This is a genomic window from Pantoea sp. X-Soil-YNGN-844, assembly GCF_059730595.1.
This window is the reverse complement of record NZ_AP036007.1, coordinates 3,155,421-3,179,345: the sequence shown is the minus strand read 5'-3', so window position 1 is coordinate 3,179,345 and position 23,925 is coordinate 3,155,421. Positions and strand designations below refer to the sequence as shown.

The window sequence follows — 23,925 nt, the reverse complement described above, 5'->3', positions numbered from 1 at the left end:
GGTGGTGAGCATGAGCAGACAACTTGCCGCACAGCCTCCTGTTAACCCGATTGTATTGGGTAAGATGGGAGCCGCCTACGGTATTCGCGGCTGGCTCAAAGTGTTTTCCTCCACTGAAGACGCTGAAAGCATCTTCAACTACCAACCCTGGTTCATCCAGCGCGCCGGTAAATGGCAGCAGGTCGAACTGGAAGGTTGGAAGCACCACAATCAGGACCTGATCATCAAAGTCAAAGGCATTGACGATCGGGATGCGGCGGCTCAGTTAACCAATTGCGAAATTCAGGTTGACTCGACGCAGTTGCCATCGCTTGAAGAGGGCGACTACTACTGGAAAGACCTTATGGGCTGCCAGGTAGTTAACCTTGAAGGCTACGAGATGGGTAAAGTCATCGATATGATGGAAACCGGCTCGAACGACGTACTCGTCGTTAAGGCAAACCTGAAAGATGCATTCGGTGCTCAGGAGCGGTTAATTCCGTTTCTTGATGAACAGGTTATCAGGAAAGTCGATCTCTCTACTGGCGTCATTGAGGTAGATTGGGATCCTGGTTTTTGATCTCCGAATCGAACGGTAACGTAACGGCGAATACAATGTGGATTGGTGTTATCAGCCTGTTTCCAGAAATGTTTCGCGCTATTACCGATTACGGGGTAACTGGCCGGGCTGTAAAAAACGGTCTGCTCAGCATTCAGAGCTGGAGTCCTCGTGACTTCACGCACGACCGGCACCGTACTGTGGATGATCGTCCTTACGGCGGCGGACCGGGAATGCTGATGATGGTACAACCCTTACGGGATGCCATCTCCGCAGCGAAAGCAGCGGCAGGTGATGGCGCCAGAGTGATATATCTTTCACCTCAGGGTCGCAAACTGGACCAACAGGGCGTTTGCGAACTGGCGGCACGGGACAAGTTAATTCTGGTCTGTGGCCGTTATGAAGGGATTGATGAGCGCGTAATTCATTCCGAAATTGACGAAGAATGGTCAATCGGTGATTACGTTCTCAGCGGCGGGGAACTGCCAGCAATGACGATGATTGACGCAGTTGCCCGGTTTATTCCAGGCGTACTCGGCAAGCAGGCGTCAGCCGATGAGGATTCGTTCTCTGATGGCTTGCTGGATTGTCCGCACTATACCCGACCTGAAGTGTTAGACGGCGTGGAGGTCCCGGCAGTATTACTGTCAGGTAACCATGCTGATATTCGCCGCTGGCGTCTGAAGCAGTCGCTAGGCCGTACCTGGCTGAGAAGACCTGAACTTCTGGAAAACCTGGCTCTGACTGAAGAGCAAGCAAGGTTGCTGAATGAGTTCCAGCGGGAATCTCAGCAGCAACAAAACGATGATGTGGAAGAGTGATCTTCCCCGACTATCAGTTTACCCAGGATATGAGATTTAATTATGAGCAACATTATCAAGCAAATTGAACAAGAGCAGATGAAACAGGACGTACCTTCCTTCCGCCCGGGTGATTCCGTGGAAGTGAAAGTATGGGTCGTTGAAGGTTCTAAAAAACGTCTGCAGGCATTCGAGGGCGTGGTTATCGCTATTCGTAACCGCGGTCTGCACTCTGCATTCACTGTTCGCAAAATTTCTAACGGCGAAGGCGTTGAGCGTGTATTCCAGACTCATTCACCTGTCATTGACAGCATCGCTGTTAAACGTCGTGGCGCTGTGCGTAAAGCCAAACTGTACTACCTGCGTGAGCGTACTGGTAAGTCTGCTCGTATTAAAGAGCGTCTTAACTAAGGTATCGCTAACGCGACATCTAAAAGTTAATAGCAAACAAGGGGTTGGCATCTGCCAGCCCCTTTTTTTGTCCTGATGACAACCAGATAGCAGCAGTTAACCGGCATCCGGCCGCTGAAAATGATAAATCGCGGTATTCACCGGCCCCGCCTCTAATACGATCAGGCCATAACGACAGCCAATAAACTGGCCACCGCACTTCTCCGCTACGCCCCGACTGGCCAGGTTATCCTCAGCGGCCAGAATTTCAATCACCCGTGTCTCCGGGCGTGAAAATCCGAGCGGCAGCAGCTTTGCTACCGCGCGGCTCGCGATCCCCTGACGCTGTGCATCACTGCGAACCCAGTAGCCAATTGCGCTGGTGTCACCCGGATGACGGGCAAAGCGTATGCCTGCGCCTCCCAGCAGCCGGTCATGCTGATCGACAATCGCAAACTCTTCTGCTTCCTCCTTTATCCGCTGCCAGTGAGTAAAGCGGATCCAGCTTTCTGCTTCGTGAGGCTGATAATCGTGATGCGCCCAGACCATCCAGGGGAGCAGGCTGTCCAGAGAGGCATTAACCGCAGCAGTAAATGCGGCTATGTCATTGAGCTCAAACGGTCGCAGATAAATTTTCTGTAGCGATGGGCGCATAACTCTCTCAGTTTCATCAGAATAATTCTTTCATTCTGCCTGCGGGGAGCAGAAACGCAACATACGCATGTGTAAATATATAATTACATTATGATGACTCGTCATTTTATGTGTGTCTTAATTAAAATTATGAATTTAAAGGTTATTTAATTGGTAGGCTTAGCAGTGTTTGATCTGCGGTAATAAATGTGTACATATATTATTGCGCTATGTATTGCCTGTGATACAGTATTTGCATCCCTCAATGAGGAGCCACAATAAGCTAATACGAGCCAAAGGATCGCCATCATGCAAAAAGACGCGCTGAACAATGTGCATATCGCCGGTGAACAGGTACTCATTACGCCTGAAGAGCTGAAAGCGAAGTTTCCACTGACTACTGAACAGCAGGAGCAGGTCGCGGCGTCCCGCCAGACTATCTCTGACATTATTGCCGGCCGCGATCCGCGTCTGCTGGTGGTGTGCGGACCCTGCTCGATTCACGATACCGAAGTGGCGCTTGAATATGCTCGTCGTCTGCACACCCTTTCTGAAGAGCTGAAAGATCAGCTTTATATCGTGATGCGCGTCTATTTTGAAAAGCCTCGTACGACTGTCGGCTGGAAAGGGCTGATTAATGATCCTTACATGGATAACTCGTTTGATATGGAAGCGGGTCTGCACATAGCGCGTCAGCTGCTGGTGAACCTGGTTGAAATGGGCCTGCCGCTGGCGACTGAAGCACTGGATCCGAATAGCCCGCAATACCTGGGCGACCTGTTCAGCTGGTCTGCCATTGGCGCACGGACGACAGAATCTCAGACGCACCGTGAAATGGCCTCGGGCCTGTCGATGCCGGTCGGCTTTAAAAACGGCACCGATGGCAGTCTGGGAACGGCAATCAACGCCATGCGTGCTGCTGCAATGCCGCACCGTTTTGTCGGGATCAATCAGGCTGGTCAGGTCTGCCTGCTGCAGACGCAGGGCAATCCGGATGGTCACGTGATTCTGCGTGGTGGCAAAGCGCCGAACTACGGTCCTGAAGATGTTGCGCAGTGTGAAAAAGAGATGCTCAAAGCGGGACTGCGTCCAGCCTTAATGATAGATTGCAGCCATGGCAATTCGAACAAAGACTACAGCCGTCAGCCTGGCGTAGCGGAATCCGCTATCGCGCAGATCAAAGACGGTAACCGTTCAATCATTGGTCTGATGCTGGAAAGCCATATCAATGAGGGGAACCAGTCTTCTGAACAGCCACGCAGCGAAATGAAGTATGGCGTTTCCGTAACCGATGCCTGCATCAACTGGGAGGTGACCGAAACGTTGCTGCGTGAGATGCATCAGGATCTGCAGGGAGTGCTGTCGGCGCGTCTGTCACAAGAGGTGTAAGAGCAATGGTGGCTGAACTGACCGCGTTACGCGATCAAATTGACAGTGTTGATAAAGCGCTGCTGGATCTGCTGGCTAAACGGCTGGAGCTGGTAGCGGAAGTAGGGGAGGTTAAGAGCCGTTACGGACTGCCTATCTATGTCCCTGAACGGGAAGCGTCTATGCTGGCTTCCCGTCGCAAAGAGGCTGAGGCGCTCGGTGTACCACCGGATTTGATAGAGGATGTGCTGCGTCGTGTGATGCGCGAATCCTATACCAGCGAAAATGACAAAGGGTTCAAAACCCTCTGTCCTGAACTGCGCCCGGTGGTGATCGTCGGTGGCAAGGGCCAGATGGGCCGGTTGTTTGAAAAAATGCTCGGGCTGTCAGGCTATACGGTCAAAACGCTGGATAAAGAGGACTGGCCACAGGCTGAGTCACTGCTTAGTGATGCCGGCATGGTGATCATCAGTGTGCCGATTCACCTGACTGAGCAGGTCATTGCTCAGCTGCCGCCACTGCCTGAAGATTGTATCCTGGTCGATCTGGCGTCAGTGAAAAACCGGCCTCTGCAGGCGATGCTGGCCGCTCATAACGGCCCGGTGCTGGGTCTGCATCCGATGTTTGGCCCGGACAGCGGCAGTCTGGCAAAACAGGTGGTGGTCTGGTGTGATGGAAGAGAGCCGGAAGCCTACCAGTGGTTCCTGGAGCAGATTCAGGTCTGGGGTGCGCGTCTGCATCGTATCAGTGCCGTTGAGCATGACCAGAACATGGCGTTCATTCAGGCGCTGCGCCACTTTGCCACCTTTGCCTATGGTCTGCATTTAGCTGAAGAGAACGTCAATCTCGATCAGCTATTGGCGCTCTCGTCGCCGATTTACCGGCTGGAACTGGCGATGGTGGGACGATTGTTCGCGCAGGATCCGCAGCTTTATGCGGATATTATCATGTCCTCAGAGAGTAATCTGGCGCTGATCAAACGCTATTACCAGCGGTTTGGTGAAGCAATAGCCCTGCTGGAGCAGGGTGACAAGCAGGCGTTTATTGCCAGCTTTAACCGGGTAGAGCAGTGGTTTGGCGATCACGCGAAACGCTTCCTGGTTGAAAGCCGCAGTCTGCTGCGTTCGGCCAATGACAGCCGTCCATAAATGAAGAAGGCATCCAATCGGATGCCTTTTTTCTTTTCTTTTTATTCGCCAGGGTCAACTGGCACCACATTCTCGCTGGGATAGCAGCCCAGAACTTTCAGCGAGCGGGTCATGGTTTGCAGTTCCTGAAGCGCCTGCTGCATCCGCTCTGATTGCAGATTGCCCTGCACATCAATGTAAAACATCTCTTCCCACGGATTGCCATTAATCGGGCGGGACTCCAGCTTGCTCATAATCAGATTGTGCTGACGCAGAACCAGCAGCGCATCGACCAGCGCCCCCGCCTGCTGGCCGGTTGCCATGATCAGCGTGGTTTTCGCCGGGACCTGGTCCGATACCTCAATTGGTTTGCGTGCCAGCACAATAAAGCGGGTATGGTTCTGCTGCTGATTGGCCAGATTACGTTCCAGCACCTGCAACTGATAGAGCTCGCCGCCTGCTTCACTACCCAGCGCTGCCACCTTAGGTGAGTTGAGCGCAGCCACTTTCTCCATCGCTGCTGCGGTACTCTCGGTATATTCGATTTTCCAGTGCGGGAAGCGGTTAATGAACTGGCTGCACTGCTGGAAGGGCTGAGGATGGCTGTACACCGTTTCAATCTGCTGCAGATCGGTGGGACCATTTACCAGCACGCAGTGATCGATAGGTAATGTCAGCTCACCCACGATAGAGAGGCTGGTCTGTTGCAGCAGATCGTAGACGTCGTTAATAGAGCCCGAACTGGTATTCTCAATCGGCATTACGGCGTAATCAGCCACACCATTCTCGACCTGTTTGATGATGTCGTGAAACTTCAGGCAGCCACATTCCACCATGCTATCGAAATGGCGCGATGCGTAGTTGCGTGCGGCAAGATGTGAGTAAGAGCCTTTCGGACCAAGGAAAGCGATGCGGGCGGCATGCGCATGGGGATGATTGAGGTTTTTCTGCAGCAGTGCCTGCTGAGTCAGTACTGAATCTTCGATGACCAGCTGGAACAGGCGGGTGATGTAGTGCGCATCCAGTTTGTGCTCTTTACCCAGCACAATCAGATTCTCCAGCAGCGCGCGTTCACGCTCCACATCGCGAATCGGGCGATGCGTTGCCAGTTTCGCTTGCGCGACTTCCACTGCCAGCAGACGACGCTCGGCCAACAGCGTCAGAAGTTTTTTATCCACTGCGCTGATCTTGTCGCGTAGCGCCAGCAATGGATTGTCGGGATTCATAGGGCTCACCTGTATGCTATCCAATAAAAAAGCCTCCCGGTTGGGAGGCTTCGTTGTTCGTCTTCGCTTTCATTTTCACACGACGAATGGCCTCCCGTTCAGGGGAAGGTAAAAAAGAAAGCGAAGAAAAACAGATCAAGTTTCATGGGAATGTCCGAAAAGAGAGTGACCTGAGAGTAACCGTACTGCTTAAAAGCTGTCAATAAAAAACGCGCCCGAAGGCGCGTTAACAAACTCAGGACTCTTCGTCGGCGGGGATAATATCTTTTACGCTGGCACTGGCGCGGCGTGCTTCAGACTTATGCTGAACTTTATTCAGCTGACGTTCGAGCTTCGCAATCAAATCGTTGATCGCGGTGTACATATCATCATGCTTGGCGCTGGCTACCAGAGTCCCGTTAGGTGTGTTAATGGTGGCGTCAGCCACGAATTCTTTGGGCTCTTTGGACAGGACAATATGCGGGTTAATCAGGTCAGTTTGCCATTTTTCGAGCTTGGCGAGACGGTCTTCAACATGGCTTCGGATTGCCGGAGTGATCTCCATTTGTTTACTGGTAATGTTCAGAATCATCGTTCTTACCTCTCTGTCATTTCCGTCTTGGTCTTTTCAGCATAGCGCGAAAAAGCGTTGAATGTGCGATTTCGATCACGAAAAAATGTCACTTTTTGTCAGTCACGACATTCTGTGAGAAAGGCTGAGAAACTGGCTGAAATGGCTTGAAGCGAAACGATTAACACGGCATGCTTGATGAGTTAGCTCGCTGGCATCAGATCCACTTCTGACTGTTCTTTGAGCAAAAAAAAAGCAGCCATCACAGGCTGCTTTTTTGTGGCTTAAATCAGGGCTATCAGCTTTTGTTCGCTGCGATGATTTTGGCCACTTTGTCCGCTTCAGCGTTCAGCTGCAGATTGCGGTAAGCATTTTCCATCAGCGGCAGCGCATCGTGTGTTGCCTGAGTATCCGGATAATCGCGCATCATACCTTCGACACGGTTAACAACCGCGACATACGCCTCACGCTTAGTATAGAATTGCGCCACTGACAGCTCATATTTCGCCAGGCGGTCTTTCAGATAGACCAGGCGTTTCTGAGCATCAGCCGCATACTGGCTGTTCGGGTAACTGCGCAGCAGCTGGGAGAAGTCGCGGAAGGCATCACGAGCGTGCGTCGGATCGCGGTCAGAACGATCGATACCAAAGAAGCCCTGCAGTGCTGAGTCATCCAGCGCCATGTCCGTCAGACCTTTCATATAGATGACATAGTCAATGTTCGGATGTGTGGGGTTAAGACGCATAAAGCGGGCAATGGCAGCCTGTGCGAGGGGCAGATCGGCATTTTTATAGTACGCGTAGATTAAATCCAGCTGCACCTGCTGCGAATAAGGACCGAACGGATAACGATTATCCAGCGCTTCCAGTTGCTTAATCGCGGCTTTAAAGTTACCGTCCTGCAGCTTTTGCTGCGCTGTAGCATAGATTTCAGAAGGCGGGCTGTCCGGTACCGCGTCATTTGAGCCGGAACAACCAACAAGTGCCAGGCTCAGTGTGGCAGCAGCCACCAGATGTTTCATACGCGTCATGACGAAGTGATTATCCTCAAATGTTATGGCGGAAGCTGTCCGTATAGCTCCCGGTAATGACCAGGTACGATAGCACATTATATTAAACGGCATCGCCGTGAAAACCCAACGTTAACGAAGAAGCTGTATATGGCACAACAAGTTCAACTCACCGCAACGGTATCCGAATCACAACTCGGACAACGCTTAGATCAGACTTTGGCGGAATTGTTCCCTGATTATTCACGTTCCCGCATAAAAGAGTGGATCCTCGACCGTCGCGTAACAGTAAACGGCGTCATGGTCGATACACCTAAAGAAAAAGTGCTGGGCGGCGAGCTGGTCGCGATTGACGCTGAGATCGAAGAGGCACAGCGCTGGGAACCGCAAAATCTGCCACTCGACATCGTTTATGAAGATGAAGACATCATCGTCATCAACAAACCACGCGACTTTGTGGTTCACCCTGGCGCCGGTAACCCGGATGGCACGGTACTCAACGCCTTACTTCATCACTATCCGGCGATTATGGATGTGCCACGCGCGGGCATCGTACACCGCCTGGATAAAGACACCACCGGTTTAATGGTGGTGGCGAAAACTGTACCGGCTCAGACGCATCTGGTGGACTCGCTGCAACGTCGCGAAATCACTCGTGAATATGAAGCGGTCGCAATTGGTAATATGACGGCGGGCGGCACGGTTGAGCAGCCTATCAGCCGTCACTCAACCAAACGCACCCACATGGCGGTTCACCCGATGGGTAAGCCGGCGGTGACCCATTACCGCATCATGGAGCACTTCCGCGCGCATACCCGTCTGCGTCTGCGCCTGGAAACGGGTCGTACTCACCAGATCCGTGTGCATATGTCTCACATCAGCCATCCGCTGGTGGGCGATCCGCTTTATGGTGGCCGTCCGCGTCCGCCAAAAGGCGCATCAGAGGCATTTATTACTGCGCTGCGCGGTTTCGACCGTCAGGCCCTGCACGCCACCATGTTGCGTCTCTATCACCCAATCAGCGGGATTGAGATGGAATTCCATGCGGCGCTTCCGCAGGACATGGTTGATCTGATCGCGGCATTAAAAGCAGACACTGAAGAATTCAAAGACCAGATGAACTGGTGATGAATCTGATTACGCCTCAATGGCCCGCTCCGTCACGCGTTCGGGCCTGCTCGACGCAGCGACAGGGCGGCATAAGCACGTCGCCGTGGGATGCGCTGAATCTCGGCGGGCACGTAGGGGATAATCCGGATGCAGTGGCGCGTAACCGGCAGTTGCTGGTGGAAGAAGCGGGCCTGCCTGCGATGCCGCAGTGGCTGGATCAGATTCATGGCACGGAGGTTATGCGTCTGGCTGCAGGAGGATGTACGCCATTACGTGCTGATGCCTGCATCACCGATCAGCCCGGCGTCGTCTGCGCCATCATGACCGCTGACTGCCTCCCGGTTCTGTTCTGTTCACAGGATGGGACGGAAGTGGCGGCGGCACATGCAGGCTGGCGCGGACTGTGTGCGGGTGTACTGGAAAATACGCTGGCGCAGTTTCGTTCCCCGCCGGACCAGATCCATGCCTGGCTGGGTCCGGCAATCGGGCCCGATGCATTTGAGGTCGGTGCAGAAGTACGTGAGGCCTTTATGGCTCAGGATCCTCGCGCCGTGCAGGCTTTCCGCCCTTCAGGCGAGAAATTTTACGCTGATATCTGGCTGCTGGCGCGCAGGCGACTCCAGGCAGCAGGAGTGCATTCAATCAGCGCCGACAGCCGTTGTACCTTTACGCAGCGCGACGATTTCTTCTCCTTCCGCCGCGATGGGATCACCGGGCGTATGGCAACTTTAATCTGGCTGTTATAACCTTACGCCATAAGACGGTCCAGTTAGCGTGTTTTTTACTCAAATCTCAGGTCATTAACCTTGAAATTTTGAGGGATGACCTCATTTAATCTCCAGTAGCATTTTGACCTGTAATGGGAGGAATTATGCGTCTGGATCGTCTTACTAACAAATTTCAGCTGGCTCTCGCCGACGCGCAGTCCCTGGCTCTGGGACACGACAACCAATTTATTGAACCTCTGCACCTGATGAGCGCGTTGCTCAAACAGGAAGGCGGATCGGTTTCACCTTTACTGACTTCTGCGGGTGTCAACGTTACCCCCTTACGCGCTCAGGTTGAGCAGGCCATCGATCGCCTGCCACAAGTTGAAGGCAGCGAAGGGGATGTACAACCCTCATCTGACCTCGTGCGGGTATTAAACCTGTGCGACAAGCTGGCGCAGAAGCGCAACGATAACTTCATTTCATCCGAATTATTTGTTCTGGCCGCCCTTGAATCTCGAGGTTCACTGGCCGATCTGCTTAAAGCAGCGGGCGCAACGCGCGAAAAAATCACCAGTGCGATTGAACAGATGCGGGGAGGAGACAACGTGAACGATCAGGGGGCTGAAGATCAGCGCCAGGCATTAAAGAAATACACTATCGATCTGACCGAACGTGCCGAGAAGGGCAAACTCGATCCGGTCATCGGCCGTGACGAAGAGATTCGCCGCACTATTCAGGTTCTGCAGCGCCGTACCAAAAACAACCCGGTGCTGATTGGTGAACCTGGCGTGGGTAAAACCGCTATTGTTGAAGGGCTGGCGCAGCGCATCATCAACGGTGAAGTCCCTGAAGGTCTGAAAGGCCGTCGGGTACTGGCGCTGGATATGGGGGCGCTGGTGGCCGGGGCGAAATATCGCGGTGAATTCGAAGAGCGTCTGAAAGGCGTGCTGAGTGACCTGTCGAAACAGGAAGGCAACGTCATTCTGTTTATTGACGAACTGCACACTATGGTAGGCGCCGGTAAAGCGGACGGTGCAATGGACGCCGGTAACATGCTTAAGCCTGCGCTGGCGCGTGGTGAACTGCACTGCGTGGGCGCCACTACGCTGGATGAGTACCGTCAGTACATTGAAAAAGATGCTGCGCTGGAGCGTCGTTTCCAGAAAGTCTTTGTGGCTGAGCCGAGTGTGGAAGACACCATCGCTATTCTGCGTGGCCTGAAAGAGCGTTACGAACTGCATCACCATGTGCAGATTACTGACCCGGCGATTGTCGCAGCGGCAACGCTTTCTCATCGCTACATTGCTGATCGCCAGTTGCCGGATAAAGCGATTGACCTGATTGATGAGGCTGCATCCAGCATTCGTATGCAGATGGACTCGAAGCCGGAGTCACTCGATCGTCTTGAGCGCCGCATCATTCAGCTGAAGCTGGAGCAGCAGGCGCTGAATAAAGAGGCGGATGATGCCAGTATCAAACGTCTGGAGATGCTGGAAACTGAGCTGAACCAGAAAGAGCGCGAATATGCCGAGCTGGAAGATGAGTGGAAGACTGAGAAAGCTTCGCTGTCGGGCACACAGAATATTAAAGCTGAACTTGAGCAGGCGCGTCTGAACTTAGAGCAGGCTCGTCGTCAGGGCGATCTCGCTCAGATGTCAGAACTGCAGTACGGTAAAATTCCGGAACTGGAAAAACAGCTAGCCGCAGCGACCCAGGCGGAAGGCAAAACCATGAAGTTACTGCGCAACCGCGTAACTGATGTGGAGATTGCGGATGTGCTGGCGCGCTGGACCGGTATCCCGGTGGCGCGAATGATGGAAGGTGAGCGCGATAAGTTACTGCGCATGGAACAGGATCTGCACGGCCGGGTCATCGGACAGGATGAAGCGGTTGAAGCGGTATCCAATGCCATCCGCCGTAGTCGTGCTGGCCTGTCAGATCCTAACCGGCCAATTGGTTCTTTCCTGTTCCTGGGACCTACCGGAGTAGGTAAGACCGAACTGTGTAAATCGCTGGCTAACTTCCTGTTCGACAGTGACGATGCGATGGTGCGTATCGACATGTCCGAATTTATGGAAAAACATTCAGTGTCACGGCTGGTGGGTTCACCTCCCGGCTATGTCGGCTACGAAGAGGGCGGTTATCTGACCGAAGCGGTACGCCGTCGTCCTTATTCGGTCATTCTGCTGGATGAAGTTGAGAAGGCGCATCCTGATGTCTTCAACATTCTGCTGCAGGTGCTGGATGATGGGCGTCTGACGGATGGGCAGGGTCGTACGGTCGACTTCCGTAACAGCGTGGTGATCATGACCTCTAACCTGGGATCAGATTTAATCCAGGAACGGTTCGGCAATCTCAGCTACCCGGAAATGAAAGATATTGTGATGGGTGTGGTCGGACAGCATTTCCGTCCGGAATTCGTCAACCGTATTGATGAAGTGGTCGTCTTCCATCCGCTGGCAGAGAAACACATTGCGTCGATTGCGCAGATTCAGCTGCAGCGGTTGTACAAACGTCTGGATGAACGTGGCTATCAGCTGCACATCTCAGATGATGCTATCAAACTGCTGGCCGAGAACGGATATGATCCGGTCTATGGTGCACGACCTCTCAAACGTGCGATACAGCAGCAAATTGAGAACCCGCTGGCTCAGCAGATCCTTGCTGGTTCGCTGGTGCCAGGCAAAACCATCGAAATGGATGTGGAAAACGACGTCATTACTGCACATCAGTAATGATGTGAGTCGAAAAACGGGCCGCTGGCCCGTTTTTTTTGCCCTTTTGCGGGGTTTTTGCTTATTTAGCATACCTTTTGAGTGCAAATTGAACGGTCAGTAAAAAAATTATCATTTGCACTTGCGCTATCTGAGCCGTTCCCTATAATGCGCCTCCATCGACACGGAACACCGGCAACGGGAAACGGGTTGAGAGGCACAGGAGACTGCGCCGCCGGAGAAAAACTTCTGAGAAAGAGGTTGACTCTGCAGGAGGAAAGCGTAATATACGCCACCTCGCGACAGGACGCTAACGCACTGTTCGCACTGCTCTTTAACAATTTATCAGACAATCTGTGTGGGCACTCGCAGGATTGATATCAGCGTCTCCGGACGTAAAAAATATCAAAGCCTCACGAGTGAACACATAATGAAATTCATTATGACGTTTTACAGATGAGCACCGCTTAACTTGTTTAAGCAAATCAAACTTAAATTGAAGAGTTTGATCATGGCTCAGATTGAACGCTGGCGGCAGGCCTAACACATGCAAGTCGGACGGTAGCACAGAGGAGCTTGCTCCTTGGGTGACGAGTGGCGGACGGGTGAGTAATGTCTGGGGATCTGCCCGATAGAGGGGGATAACCACTGGAAACGGTGGCTAATACCGCATAACGTCGCAAGACCAAAGAGGGGGACCTTCGGGCCTCTCACTATCGGATGAACCCAGATGGGATTAGCTAGTAGGCGGGGTAATGGCCCACCTAGGCGACGATCCCTAGCTGGTCTGAGAGGATGACCAGCCACACTGGAACTGAGACACGGTCCAGACTCCTACGGGAGGCAGCAGTGGGGAATATTGCACAATGGGCGCAAGCCTGATGCAGCCATGCCGCGTGTATGAAGAAGGCCTTCGGGTTGTAAAGTACTTTCAGCGGGGAGGAAGGCGGTGCGGTTAATAACCGCGCCGATTGACGTTACCCGCAGAAGAAGCACCGGCTAACTCCGTGCCAGCAGCCGCGGTAATACGGAGGGTGCAAGCGTTAATCGGAATTACTGGGCGTAAAGCGCACGCAGGCGGCCTGTTAAGTCAGATGTGAAATCCCCGGGCTTAACCTGGGAACTGCATTTGAAACTGGCAGGCTTGAGTCTTGTAGAGGGGGGTAGAATTCCAGGTGTAGCGGTGAAATGCGTAGAGATCTGGAGGAATACCGGTGGCGAAGGCGGCCCCCTGGACAAAGACTGACGCTCAGGTGCGAAAGCGTGGGGAGCAAACAGGATTAGATACCCTGGTAGTCCACGCCGTAAACGATGTCGACTTGGAGGTTGTGCCCTTGAGGCGTGGCTTCCGGAGCTAACGCGTTAAGTCGACCGCCTGGGGAGTACGGCCGCAAGGTTAAAACTCAAATGAATTGACGGGGGCCCGCACAAGCGGTGGAGCATGTGGTTTAATTCGATGCAACGCGAAGAACCTTACCTACTCTTGACATCCACGGAATTTGGCAGAGATGCCTTAGTGCCTTCGGGAACCGTGAGACAGGTGCTGCATGGCTGTCGTCAGCTCGTGTTGTGAAATGTTGGGTTAAGTCCCGCAACGAGCGCAACCCTTATCCTTTGTTGCCAGCGATTCGGTCGGGAACTCAAAGGAGACTGCCGGTGATAAACCGGAGGAAGGTGGGGATGACGTCAAGTCATCATGGCCCTTACGAGTAGGGCTACACACGTGCTACAATGGCGCATACAAAGAGAAGCGACCTCGCGAGAGCAAGCGGACCTCACAAAGTGCGTCGTAGTCCGGATCGGAGTCTGCAACTCGACTCCGTGAAGTCGGAATCGCTAGTAATCGTGGATCAGAATGCCACGGTGAATACGTTCCCGGGCCTTGTACACACCGCCCGTCACACCATGGGAGTGGGTTGCAAAAGAAGTAGGTAGCTTAACCTTCGGGAGGGCGCTTACCACTTTGTGATTCATGACTGGGGTGAAGTCGTAACAAGGTAACCGTAGGGGAACCTGCGGTTGGATCACCTCCTTACCTGAAGATACCTTCCCGCGCAGTGCTCACACAGATTGTCTGATAAAAAGTAACGAGCAGAAAAAACCTCTACAGGCTTGTAGCTCAGGTGGTTAGAGCGCACCCCTGATAAGGGTGAGGTCGGTGGTTCAAGTCCACTCAGGCCTACCAAATTCGCACTCACGCTGCGTTATGTCTCCGGCTCGCATAGTTCACTATGCTTCGCGAAGACATGCCTTGCCTGAGCACGAATTGCATTTCTCACGAAGTGTACTCGGTTGAGTGGTAGTAGTGGTCTCTGCAGTAACTGTATGGGGCTATAGCTCAGCTGGGAGAGCGCCTGCCTTGCACGCAGGAGGTCAGCGGTTCGATCCCGCTTAGCTCCACCATACCGTTTTAACTGTTTTTTCTGAATACTTCAGAGCGTACCGGCAACGGTGTGCTGCGAAGTATTATGCTCTTTAACAATCCGGAACAAGCTGAAAATTGAAACGACGTGTCGTTTTCATTCTCCGTAATAAGAATGAAAAATACGATGCGTTCGAGTCTCTCAAATGCTTGCAGCTTACAGCGTTGAAAAACGCCTGTGGGTTGTGAGGTTAAGCGACTAAGCGTACACGGTGGATGCCCAGGCAGTCAGAGGCGATGAAGGACGTGCTAATCTGCGTAAAGCGACGGTAAGGTGATATGAACCGCTACAGCCGTCGATGTCCGAATGGGGAAACCCGGTGCACTCTGTGCATCATTGCAGCATGAATACATAGTGCTGCAAGGCGAACCGGGGGAACTGAAACATCTAAGTACCCCGAGGAAAAGAAATCAACCGAGATTCCCCCAGTAGCGGCGAGCGAACGGGGAGCAGCCCAGAGCCTGAATCAGCATGTGTGTTAGTGGAAGCGTCTGGAAAGTCGCAGGGTACAGGGTGATACTCCCGTACACAAAAGCACATATGCTGTGAGCTCGATGAGTAAGGCGGGACACGTGGTATCCTGTCTGAATATGGGGGGACCATCCTCCAAGGCTAAATACTCCTGACTGACCGATAGTGAACCAGTACCGTGAGGGAAAGGCGAAAAGAACCCCGGCGAGGGGAGTGAAACAGAACCTGAAACCGTGTACGTACAAGCAGTGGGAGCCTTCTTTATGGGGGTGACTGCGTACCTTTTGTATAATGGGTCAGCGACTTATATTCTGTAGCAAGGTTAACCGTATAGGGGAGCCGCAGGGAAACCGAGTCTTAACTGGGCGTTAAGTTGCAGGGTATAGACCCGAAACCCGGTGATCTAGCCATGGGCAGGTTGAAGGTTGGGTAACACTAACTGGAGGACCGAACCGACTAATGTTGAAAAATTAGCGGATGACCTGTGGCTGGGGGTGAAAGGCCAATCAAACCGGGAGATAGCTGGTTCTCCCCGAAAGCTATTTAGGTAGCGCCTCGTGAACTCATCTCCGGGGGTAGAGCACTGTTTCGGCTAGGGGGCCATCCCGGCTTACCAACCCGATGCAAACTGCGAATACCGGAGAATGTTATCACGGGAGACACACGGCGGGTGCTAACGTCCGTCGTGAAGAGGGAAACAACCCAGACCGCCAGCTAAGGTCCCAAAGTCATGGTTAAGTGGGAAACGATGTGGGAAGGCACAGACAGCCAGGATGTTGGCTTAGAAGCAGCCATCATTTAAAGAAAGCGTAATAGCTCACTGGTCGAGTCGGCCTGCGCGGAAGATGTAACGGGGCTAAACCATGCACCGAAGCTGCGGCAGCGACGCTTAGGCGTTGTTGGGTAGGGGAGCGTTCTGTAAGCCGTTGAAGGTGTGCTGTGAGGCATGCTGGAGGTATCAGAAGTGCGAATGCTGACATAAGTAACGATAAAGCGGGTGAAAAGCCCGCTCGCCGGAAGACCAAGGGTTCCTGTTCAACGTTAATCGGAGCAGGGTGAGTCGACCCCTAAGGCGAGGCCGAAAGGCGTAGTCGATGGGAAACAGGTTAATATTCCTGTACTCGGTGTTACTGCGAAGGGGGGACGGAGAAGGCTATATCAGCCGGGCGACGGTTGTCCCGGTTTAAGCGTGTAGGCGGAGGGTCCAGGTAAATCCGGTCCCTTATCAACGCTGAGGCGTGACGACGAGGCACTACGGTGCTGAAGTGATAAATGCCCAGCTTCCAGGAAAAGCCTCTAAGCATCAGGTAACACAGAATCGTACCCCAAACCGACACAGGTGGTCAGGTAGAGAATACCAAGGCGCTTGAGAGAACTCGGGTGAAGGAACTAGGCAAAATGGTGCCGTAACTTCGGGAGAAGGCACGCTGGCGCGTAGGTGGAGGGATTTACTCCCCGAGCCGAAGCCAGTCGAAGATACCAGCTGGCTGCAACTGTTTATTAAAAACACAGCACTGTGCAAACACGAAAGTGGACGTATACGGTGTGACGCCTGCCCGGTGCCGGAAGGTTAATTGATGGGGTTATCCGTAAGGAGAAGCTCTTGATCGAAGCCCCGGTAAACGGCGGCCGTAACTATAACGGTCCTAAGGTAGCGAAATTCCTTGTCGGGTAAGTTCCGACCTGCACGAATGGCGTAATGATGGCCAGGCTGTCTCCACCCGAGACTCAGTGAAATTGAACTCGCTGTGAAGATGCAGTGTACCCGCGGCAAGACGGAAAGACCCCGTGAACCTTTACTACAGCTTGACACTGAACATTGAGCCTTGATGTGTAGGATAGGTGGGAGGCTTTGAAGCGCGGACGCCAGTCTGCGTGGAGCCAACCTTGAAATACCACCCTTTAATGTTTGATGTTCTAACGTAGGCCCGTAATCCGGGCTGCGGACAGTGTCTGGTGGGTAGTTTGACTGGGGCGGTCTCCTCCTAAAGAGTAACGGAGGAGCACGAAGGTCAGCTAATCACGGTCGGACATCGTGAGGTTAGTGCAATGGCATAAGCTGGCTTGACTGCGAGAGTGACGGCTCGAGCAGGTGCGAAAGCAGGTCATAGTGATCCGGTGGTTCTGAATGGAAGGGCCATCGCTCAACGGATAAAAGGTACTCCGGGGATAACAGGCTGATACCGCCCAAGAGTTCATATCGACGGCGGTGTTTGGCACCTCGATGTCGGCTCATCACATCCTGGGGCTGAAGTAGGTCCCAAGGGTACGGCTGTTCGCCGTTTAAAGTGGTACGCGAGCTGGGTTTAGAACGTCGTGAGACAGTTCGGTCCCTATCTGCCGTGGGCGCTGGAGAATTGAGGGGGGTTGCTCCTAGTACGAGAGGACCGGAGTGAACGCACCACTGGTGTTCGGGTTGTCATGCCAATGGCATTGCCCGGTAGCTAAGTGCGGAAAAGATAAGTGCTGAAAGCATCTAAGCACGAAACTTGCCCCGAGATGAGTTCTCCCTGACTCCTTGAGAGTCCTGAAGGGACGTTGAAGACGACGACGTTGATAGGCCGGGTGTGTAAGCGCAGCGATGCGTTGAGCTAACCGGTACTAATGACCCGTGAGGCTTAACCTTACAACGCCAGAGGCGTTTTTGAGAGACACGATTTTCAGCCTTGTACCGGATATTCTGCGCGGCCCTCAGCGGCGGCGCGGAGACAGAATTTGCCTGGCGGCTGTAGCGCGGTGGTCCCACCTGACCCCATGCCGAACTCAGAAGTGAAACGCCGTAGCGCCGATGGTAGTGTGGGGCCTCCCCATGCGAGAGTAGGGAACTGCCAGGCATTAAATAAGTGAAAAAGCCCCGCACGAGAGTGCGGGGCTTTTTTACGTCCAGATTTTGCGACATTAAGTAGAAATAGTGACCGCAATTCCACTTCCAGCAGCCCTCGCAACCCCCATGCTTCTCTCAAGAATCGCCAGCAACTCGCTGATTTTTCGCTAATTGGCGATATGGCTCACAATATTAATCTCAGATTACCCCGCCTTTACCTTCAGTAGACTTAAATGCTTTACTCAATCCTTTAAACGCTGTTGATCAGCAAGGAACAGAGGTAAGGCATGACAACAACAAATAATAAAATTCAGCCGGATGATACAAGGAAACGCATCTGGGCTATCGTCGGCGCGTCATCGGGCAACCTGGTTGAATGGTTCGACTTCTATGTCTATTCATTCTTCTCGCTCTACTTTGCGCACATCTTCTTCCCGCAGGGCGATACCACCACGCAGTTGTTACAGACGGCTGGCGTTTTTGCGGCAGGATTTCTGATGCGTCCGATTGGTGGCTGGCTGTTCGGCTATATCGGTGATAAACATGGTCGAAAAAATTCGATGCTGGTTTCGGTATGCATGATGTGTTTCGGGTCACTGGTTATTGCCTGTCTGCCTGGTTACGCAACGATCGGCGTGGCGGCTCCCATCATTCTGCTGCTGGCGCGTATGTTTCAGGGATTATCGGTGGGGGGAGAATATGGGACCAGCGCAACCTACATGAGCGAAGTGGCTCTGGAAGGACGTAAAGGATTCTATGCCTCATTCCAGTATGTCACGCTGATTGGTGGTCAGTTAGCGGCGGTACTGACCGTAGTGGTGCTGCAATTCCTGCTTACTGATGCAGAACTGCGCAGCTGGGGCTGGCGAATTCCGTTCTTCCTCGGCGCACTGCTCGCGGTTGTCGCATTGTGGCTACGACGCTCTCTGGAAGAAACATCAGACAAGACCAGTCGCGAACATCGTGATGCGGGAAGCGTAATCGGATTGCTGCGCAATCATACCCGTCCTTTCCTGATGGTGCTGGGTTTCACCGCGGGCGGTTCTTTGAGTTTTTATACCTTCACCACCTACATGCAGAAGTATCTGGTTAACACGTCGGGTATGGATCCTAAAACGGCTAGCGGGCTGATGACCGGTGCGCTGCTGGTCTTTATGCTAATTCAGCCGATTATCGGTGCCCTGTCAGATAAAATTGGTCGTCGCACGTCGATGATGATCTTTGGCGCAGGTGCGGCGATCTGTACGGTGCCAATTCTGACCCTGCTGCAAAACGTGCAGAGTCCCGGCGTGGCTTTCCTGTTGATTATGCTGGCCTTGCTGGTCACCAGCTTCTACACAGCCATCAGCGGCATTCTTAAAGCCGAAATGTTCCCGCCACAGGTACGCGCACTGGGTGTCGGGCTCTCTTATGCGGTAGCGAATGCGCTGTTTGGTGGTTCGGCAGAGTATGTAGCGCTGCTGATGAAAAAGCAGGGGATCGAGACCACCTTCTTCTGGTATGTCTCTGCGATGGGGGCGGTGGCGTTTCTGGTGTCACTGTTGCTGCACAAGCGTGGTAAGGGGATAAAGCTTTAAAACAGCTACTGACTCAGATTCCACAGGGCAATGCCGCTGGCTGCACCGGCGGCATCTCTTGCAAAATATTTCCAGCTCCAGCCGCTGCCATTCGGGCGGCTGTCATACCACTCTTTTCCCGCCCCAGGACTTAACGAAACATCAGCACAACAGTAGCCCACTTCGCATAATGGATGCCTTCATGGCCGCAGGGATTAAAGAATACGGCTGATCAGACGATCGATACGTATCCGGCGCAGGCGACGAATCAGTTTCCGCACCTTGGCCGGATAATCAGCAATACTTTCAAGCTCACGGAAATGCGTCACTACCGTGGTGTGCTGTCGGATTAGCGTAAGCTCTTTTTCACGCTGCGCTGCTAACTGCTGATGAGGATCGTGGATCAGCACCGCATTTTCCAGGTCGAGCCGCCATGCACGTGGATTGAGGTTATTGCCGGTAATCAATTGCCATTCATCATCGACCCACATCCCTTTAAGGTGATAACTGTTCTCGCCATCCTTCCACAGTCTTACGACCAACTGGCCGGTCGTAACGTAGTAGTGCAACCGGCTCAGGAAGCGTCGCAGATTGATTTCATACAGGTATGGCAGCGCGCCGATAATTTTGAACGGCTGGTCGGGCGCAATATAGAAATCATTGGCTGTTTTATCACCGACGATAATCTCGACCTGTTTTCCCTGGCGCAGCAGGTTAATGATATTACGTACCAGCAAGGCGGGCAGGTTGAAGTAGGGTGTACAGATAATCAGCTTCTGTTCTGCACAGGGCATCAGATGAAAAATGGTTTTATTAAGCAGACTATGCTTACCCAGACCGACCAGCGGCGTGACTGCCAGCTCATCGTTGCCGGCATTCCCTTCAAACTGATAATTGAAGCCACGCAGGTCCTGACGGAACTGGCGCGTCTCGTTTTTAATTTCAGGGCTGGAAGGACGCTCAGCGAAATCGAGCCGGTTAACCGCTTCTGCTGGCTTCAGATTGAGCGTGATCCAATCATACATAGTATCGGTCAGCTGCGAATTGCGGATAACCTGGTAGCGATCGTAGCGATACTTGTCATGCTGATGCAGGTAAACATCATTGATGCTGGCGCCGCTGTAGAGCAGCGTATCATCAATAATGAAACCTTTAAGATGGAGTACACCCAGGGCTTCCCGGGTATTAACCGGGATACCATACACCGGGATGGCAATATCGGCATAACGCGTCGCCATTTCGCAATACCAGTCGGCATTGGTTACGCCTCGCGCTGCGCCAATTCGCCCACGCTGCGCACGATGCCAGTCTACCAGAATTGAGATATCCAGCTCCGGTCGCGCCTGCTTCGTATGATAAAGCGCATCCATGACGGCACGTCCGGCGTCATCGTTTTCCAGATAGAGCGCAACGATACAGATGCGAGTCTGCGCTGCCGCAATCTTCTCCAGCAACGTCTGACGAAATTCGGCCGGCGAGTAAAGTGTCGACATATCCGCAACGGATTGTGACAGTTTCGGCAGCTCTGCGAGGTGTTGTTGGTGTTTATTACGTTTAAATTTAGACAACATCACAGTGCACTTCTTCTCTGTTCATTGCATGGCCTTTTGCCATCAAATCAGGGTTATAACCATAAATAATAACATCAACTTCGTCGATTCGAACGTTTTTTACCTTTCTCTACAAGGTTAGTTGATCTCATTCTGTAAAGACAATTTCAGGCTGACGATACTGTCATCCAGTTGAATATCAACATGAAAATTGAGTTTTCGGGCCAGGGTAATCATGCCGCGGTTATGGGGCATGGTGATACCGTTCAATTGTTGCAAGCCGTGATGTCGGGTATAGCGGATCATCTTTTCCAGCAGACGACGGCCCATACCTAACCCTTTCAGGTCCGAACGGACCAGCACTGAAAACTCCGCATCAATGTTATCAGCGTCAGAGATGGCGCGGGTGACGCCAATGATTTCGGGGCGTCCCTGATGCTGACGGACCGCCACAATCGCCATCTCGCGGTCATAATCGATCTGAGTCATATTGGCGAGGTCATCATGCGTGAACTCGTTGATCTCACTGAAGTAGCGGTAGTAGAGATCCTCTTTGGTGACCTGACTGATAAAATCGCGCAATAAAGGCTCATCCTCTGGCAGAATCGGGCGGAACAGGCAGAATTGCCCATCTTTTAACTCTACCTGCTCTTCCAGATGCTGCGGATAAGGGCGAATGGCCAGTCGTGCTTCATTATCTCCCCCGAACGGGGCCAGCGTCAGGGTGACATCCAGCAGGGTAAAATCATTGCCCGCCGCCAGCAGCGGATGAATGTCCAGTCGCTGGATCTCCGGGCAATCCACCACCAGGTTTGAGACCTGCACCAGCAGCTGACTTAAACCGGGGATATCGAGCGGATTCAGGGCGCTGCGGCTGCGGATTTTTCCACTCTTTATCGCCTGAATGACCAGATAGCGTGCCAGCGTCATATTCAGCGGAGGCAGGGCAACGGCAGCCTGTTTATCGGCCTGCCATTCAACACCGCCTTCACCCAGCATAATGATCGGGCCAAACAGGGCATCCTGCTCGACCACGACCCGCAGTTCCTGCGCGCCCGCACGGCTGGCCATGCTCTGAACCAGCAGCCCCTCAATACGTGCCTGCGGCAGCGTCTGCTTTACCCGATCAAAAATAGCTTCGGCGGCATGCTCCACTTCACTGGCATTGCGCAGGTAGAGCATCACACCCTGAACCTCTGACTTATGGGCGATATCGGGTGAACGCAGCTTCAGCGCCACCGGGTAGCCAATCTGGTCGGCAATGGCTACCGCTGCCGCGCTGTCACTGGCGATCCAGGTTGGCAGCGTGGCCAGCCCATAAGCCTGCAGCACCGGCTGCACTTCGTGAGTATCCAATGAGGTAATGCCGCGCGCCAGCGCCTGTGACAGCAACTGGTGAGCATGGGCGCTGTCCTGGTTCAGCGTGGCGGGCAGGGCAGGGGTTTCGCGCAGCTGCTTCTGATTACGCCGGTACTCAACCTGATGCATAAAGGCGGTCACGGTGCCTTCCGGCGTACGCCAGGTGGGTATACCCGCCTGTGTAAAGGCACGACGCGCAGCCTGTGAAGAGAACTCGCCGCTCCAGTTGGTCAGCAGCGTCACCAGCTTACCGCGCGGGTGGCGGGCCACGGTATCGATCAGATGTGCGGCTGTTTCCGTCGCGGGCGCGACCGCGCTTGGGGCATGAATGATCATTAAAGCATCAAGTTCATGGCTGTCGAGCAGGATCTCCGCACAGGCAGCGTAGCGCGCGGCGGTGGCGTCATCTTTTAAATCCAGCGGATTACCGCGACCCGCACCGGCAGGCAAAATAGCCTCAAGCTGCTGACGCGTTTCATCGCTGAGCTGCGCCAGCTTCCCATTGCGGGCATAAAGCTCATCCAGCGCCAGCGCGGCGGGCGCCGCACCATTACTGATGATCATCAGCCTGTCGCCGCGCAGTGGCCGCATATGACTCAGCGATTCAACGGCGGAAAACAGCTCATGGGTATCCTGTACCCGCAGTAATCCGGCGCGCTGAATGGCCGCATCCCAGGCCGCGTCCAGACCACTGTGGGTGCCAAGCAGCGCCTGCGCTTCACGGCTGCGACCACTCTTGATCACCAGAATCGGTTTATTACGGGAGGCGCTGCGTGAGGCGGAAACAAAGCGACGTGCGTCACTAAGGTGCTCCAGATAAAGGAGGATGGCACTGGTTTTACCGTCGCGAGCCAGGAAGTCGAGCAGGTCATCAACATCGGTGTCCAGGCTGTCACCCAGCGCGATAAACCACGAAAAACCGAGGTTGCGCTGCTGCGCCCAGTCGAGAATAGTATTCGACACGGCGGCGGACTGGGAGATAAACGCGATACGGCCTTTCTCTATGGGTACCGGCGAGAAGCTGGCATTGAGTCCCTGCCAGGGGGCCAGCAGGCCAAGACTGTTCGGTCCCAGCAGACGGATCTGCCACCGGCTGGCGCAGGCTTTGAGTTCGGCCGACTGGCTGGCGGGCGCGGAGAGGATAATGCAGGCCTTGCAGCCTTTCTCGCCGAGCTGTTGCAGCAATTCGAGGTTACGTTTTGAGTGGGTGCAGATGACCGCCAGGTCTGGCGCGAAAGGTAAGCTGTCGATGGTGGGCCAGGCCAGCACGCCGCTGACCGCTTTATATTTTGGCGTTACCGGCAATACCGGCCCGCTAAAACCGCCCGCCAGCAGGTTACGCATCATAAAGTACCCGGCACGCCCTGGCGTTACCGAGGCACCAATCACCGCAATTGATTTAGGTCGTAACAGCGCTTCCAGTCCGCGTTGGCTCATCTCGCCCTCCAGAGATCGGGATTTGCGTGATTGTAAACGCTTTTTGCGGGCAGTGCTTCCGGGCAGATCGCAGGCTGAACATCAGATCGGGTGATCTATCAGCGCAGGCTTTCGCCTGCCAGAAGAAGGA

Annotated in this window: 16 protein-coding genes, 2 tRNA genes, 3 rRNA genes and 1 other annotated feature; of the genes, 14 read left to right on the top strand and 7 right to left on the bottom strand. The window is 53.5% G+C overall.

Annotation, left to right across the window (positions count from 1 at the left end):
• The first annotated feature begins 10 nt into the window (after positions 1–10).
• Genes rimM through rplS form a run of 3 tightly spaced genes read left to right on the top strand, consistent with a single transcriptional unit; the run spans position 11 to position 1,749 of the window.
• Positions 11–559, top strand: a complete 549-nt coding sequence (rimM, locus tag AC6I8C_RS14715; protein ID WP_013358818.1) for a ribosome maturation factor RimM — start codon at positions 11–13, stop codon at positions 557–559.
• A gap of 35 nt (positions 560–594) precedes the next feature.
• On the top strand, positions 595–1,359 hold the full coding sequence (gene trmD, locus AC6I8C_RS14710) for a tRNA (guanosine(37)-N1)-methyltransferase TrmD (protein WP_013358817.1): 765 nt from the start codon (positions 595–597) through the stop codon (positions 1,357–1,359).
• Between the two features lie 42 nt (positions 1,360–1,401).
• Positions 1,402–1,749, top strand: coding sequence for a 50S ribosomal protein L19 (gene rplS, locus AC6I8C_RS14705; protein WP_003849035.1), 348 nt, complete (start codon positions 1,402–1,404; stop codon positions 1,747–1,749).
• 96 nt (positions 1,750–1,845) lie between these two features.
• Here the strand turns inward: rplS and AC6I8C_RS14700 are convergent, their stop codons facing one another.
• Positions 1,846–2,382 (bottom strand): GNAT family N-acetyltransferase, encoded by a 537-nt coding sequence (locus tag AC6I8C_RS14700; protein ID WP_497822897.1) that lies wholly within the window; start codon positions 2,380–2,382, stop codon positions 1,846–1,848.
• A gap of 288 nt (positions 2,383–2,670) precedes the next feature.
• On the opposite strand from AC6I8C_RS14700, the gene AC6I8C_RS14695 reads away from it, so the two are divergent.
• Together AC6I8C_RS14695 and tyrA are read left to right on the top strand one after the other, a co-directional pair.
• A complete protein-coding gene (locus tag AC6I8C_RS14695; RefSeq protein WP_033733589.1) occupies positions 2,671–3,750 on the top strand; it encodes a 3-deoxy-7-phosphoheptulonate synthase in 1,080 nt (359 codons plus the stop codon).
• A gap of 5 nt (positions 3,751–3,755) precedes the next feature.
• Positions 3,756–4,877, top strand: coding sequence for a bifunctional chorismate mutase/prephenate dehydrogenase (tyrA, locus tag AC6I8C_RS14690; protein ID WP_312217462.1), 1,122 nt, complete (start codon positions 3,756–3,758; stop codon positions 4,875–4,877).
• A 41-nt stretch (positions 4,878–4,918) separates the two neighbouring features.
• Here tyrA and pheA read toward each other — a convergent pair whose 3' ends face one another.
• The 4 genes from pheA to bamD form a co-directional block, all read right to left on the bottom strand.
• The gene (gene pheA / locus AC6I8C_RS14685) at positions 4,919–6,082 is read right to left on the bottom strand and encodes a bifunctional chorismate mutase/prephenate dehydratase (protein ID WP_497822896.1); all 1,164 of its coding nucleotides are present in this window, start codon (positions 6,080–6,082) and stop codon (positions 4,919–4,921) included.
• Between the two features lie 22 nt (positions 6,083–6,104).
• Positions 6,105–6,229 (bottom strand) — a sequence feature (Phe leader region).
• The gene (gene pheL, locus AC6I8C_RS14680) at positions 6,181–6,228 is read right to left on the bottom strand and encodes a pheA operon leader peptide PheL (RefSeq protein ID WP_187507180.1); all 48 of its coding nucleotides are present in this window, start codon (positions 6,226–6,228) and stop codon (positions 6,181–6,183) included. It overlaps the preceding feature by 48 nt.
• 88 nt (positions 6,230–6,317) lie before the next feature.
• Positions 6,318–6,653 carry a ribosome-associated translation inhibitor RaiA gene (gene raiA / locus AC6I8C_RS14675; RefSeq protein ID WP_013358812.1) on the bottom strand — a complete coding sequence of 112 codons (336 nt, stop codon included), beginning with the start codon at positions 6,651–6,653 and terminating at the stop codon, positions 6,318–6,320.
• A 277-nt stretch (positions 6,654–6,930) separates the two neighbouring features.
• Entirely contained in the window at positions 6,931–7,662 is a 732-nt protein-coding gene (bamD, locus tag AC6I8C_RS14670) for an outer membrane protein assembly factor BamD (RefSeq protein ID WP_010248444.1), read from the bottom strand.
• Between the two features lie 129 nt (positions 7,663–7,791).
• Between bamD and rluD the strand changes: the two genes are divergently transcribed.
• The 9 genes from rluD to AC6I8C_RS14625 all read left to right on the top strand — a co-directional run bounded on the left by rluD (position 7,792) and on the right by AC6I8C_RS14625 (position 19,470).
• Positions 7,792–8,769, top strand: coding sequence for a 23S rRNA pseudouridine(1911/1915/1917) synthase RluD (rluD, locus tag AC6I8C_RS14665; RefSeq protein ID WP_497822895.1), 978 nt, complete (start codon positions 7,792–7,794; stop codon positions 8,767–8,769).
• Positions 8,769–9,497: a purine nucleoside phosphorylase YfiH gene (gene yfiH / locus AC6I8C_RS14660; protein ID WP_497822894.1), complete on the top strand. Its 729-nt coding sequence runs from the start codon at positions 8,769–8,771 to the stop codon at positions 9,495–9,497. Before rluD ends, yfiH begins: the two co-directional genes overlap by 1 nt.
• Positions 9,498–9,610: 113 nt before the next feature.
• Positions 9,611–12,196, top strand: coding sequence for an ATP-dependent chaperone ClpB (gene clpB / locus AC6I8C_RS14655; RefSeq protein ID WP_497822893.1), 2,586 nt, complete (start codon positions 9,611–9,613; stop codon positions 12,194–12,196).
• Positions 12,197–12,668: 472 nt separating this feature from the next.
• Positions 12,669–14,210 (top strand): 16S ribosomal RNA (locus AC6I8C_RS14650).
• A gap of 73 nt (positions 14,211–14,283) precedes the next feature.
• Positions 14,284–14,360, top strand: a tRNA-Ile gene (locus AC6I8C_RS14645).
• Positions 14,361–14,502: 142 nt separating this feature from the next.
• A tRNA-Ala gene (locus AC6I8C_RS14640) sits at positions 14,503–14,578 on the top strand.
• 208 nt (positions 14,579–14,786) lie between these two features.
• Positions 14,787–17,695, top strand: a 23S ribosomal RNA gene (locus AC6I8C_RS14635).
• Positions 17,696–17,787: 92 nt separating this feature from the next.
• A 5S ribosomal RNA gene (gene rrf, locus AC6I8C_RS14630) occupies positions 17,788–17,903 on the top strand.
• Together the 16S, 23S and 5S rRNA genes with 2 tRNA genes alongside form the textbook arrangement of a ribosomal RNA operon.
• A gap of 277 nt (positions 17,904–18,180) precedes the next feature.
• Complete coding sequence (locus AC6I8C_RS14625; RefSeq protein ID WP_497822892.1) at positions 18,181–19,470, top strand: MFS family transporter; 1,290 nt, start codon at positions 18,181–18,183, stop codon at positions 19,468–19,470.
• A gap of 194 nt (positions 19,471–19,664) precedes the next feature.
• On the opposite strand, the gene pssA is transcribed toward AC6I8C_RS14625, so the two are convergent.
• Complete coding sequence (gene pssA, locus AC6I8C_RS14620) at positions 19,665–21,020, bottom strand: CDP-diacylglycerol--serine O-phosphatidyltransferase (protein ID WP_497822891.1); 1,356 nt, start codon at positions 21,018–21,020, stop codon at positions 19,665–19,667.
• A gap of 117 nt (positions 21,021–21,137) precedes the next feature.
• Positions 21,138–23,795 (bottom strand): bifunctional acetate--CoA ligase family protein/GNAT family N-acetyltransferase, encoded by a 2,658-nt coding sequence (locus AC6I8C_RS14615; RefSeq protein WP_497822890.1) that lies wholly within the window; start codon positions 23,793–23,795, stop codon positions 21,138–21,140.
• Between the last annotated feature and the right edge of the window lie 130 nt (positions 23,796–23,925).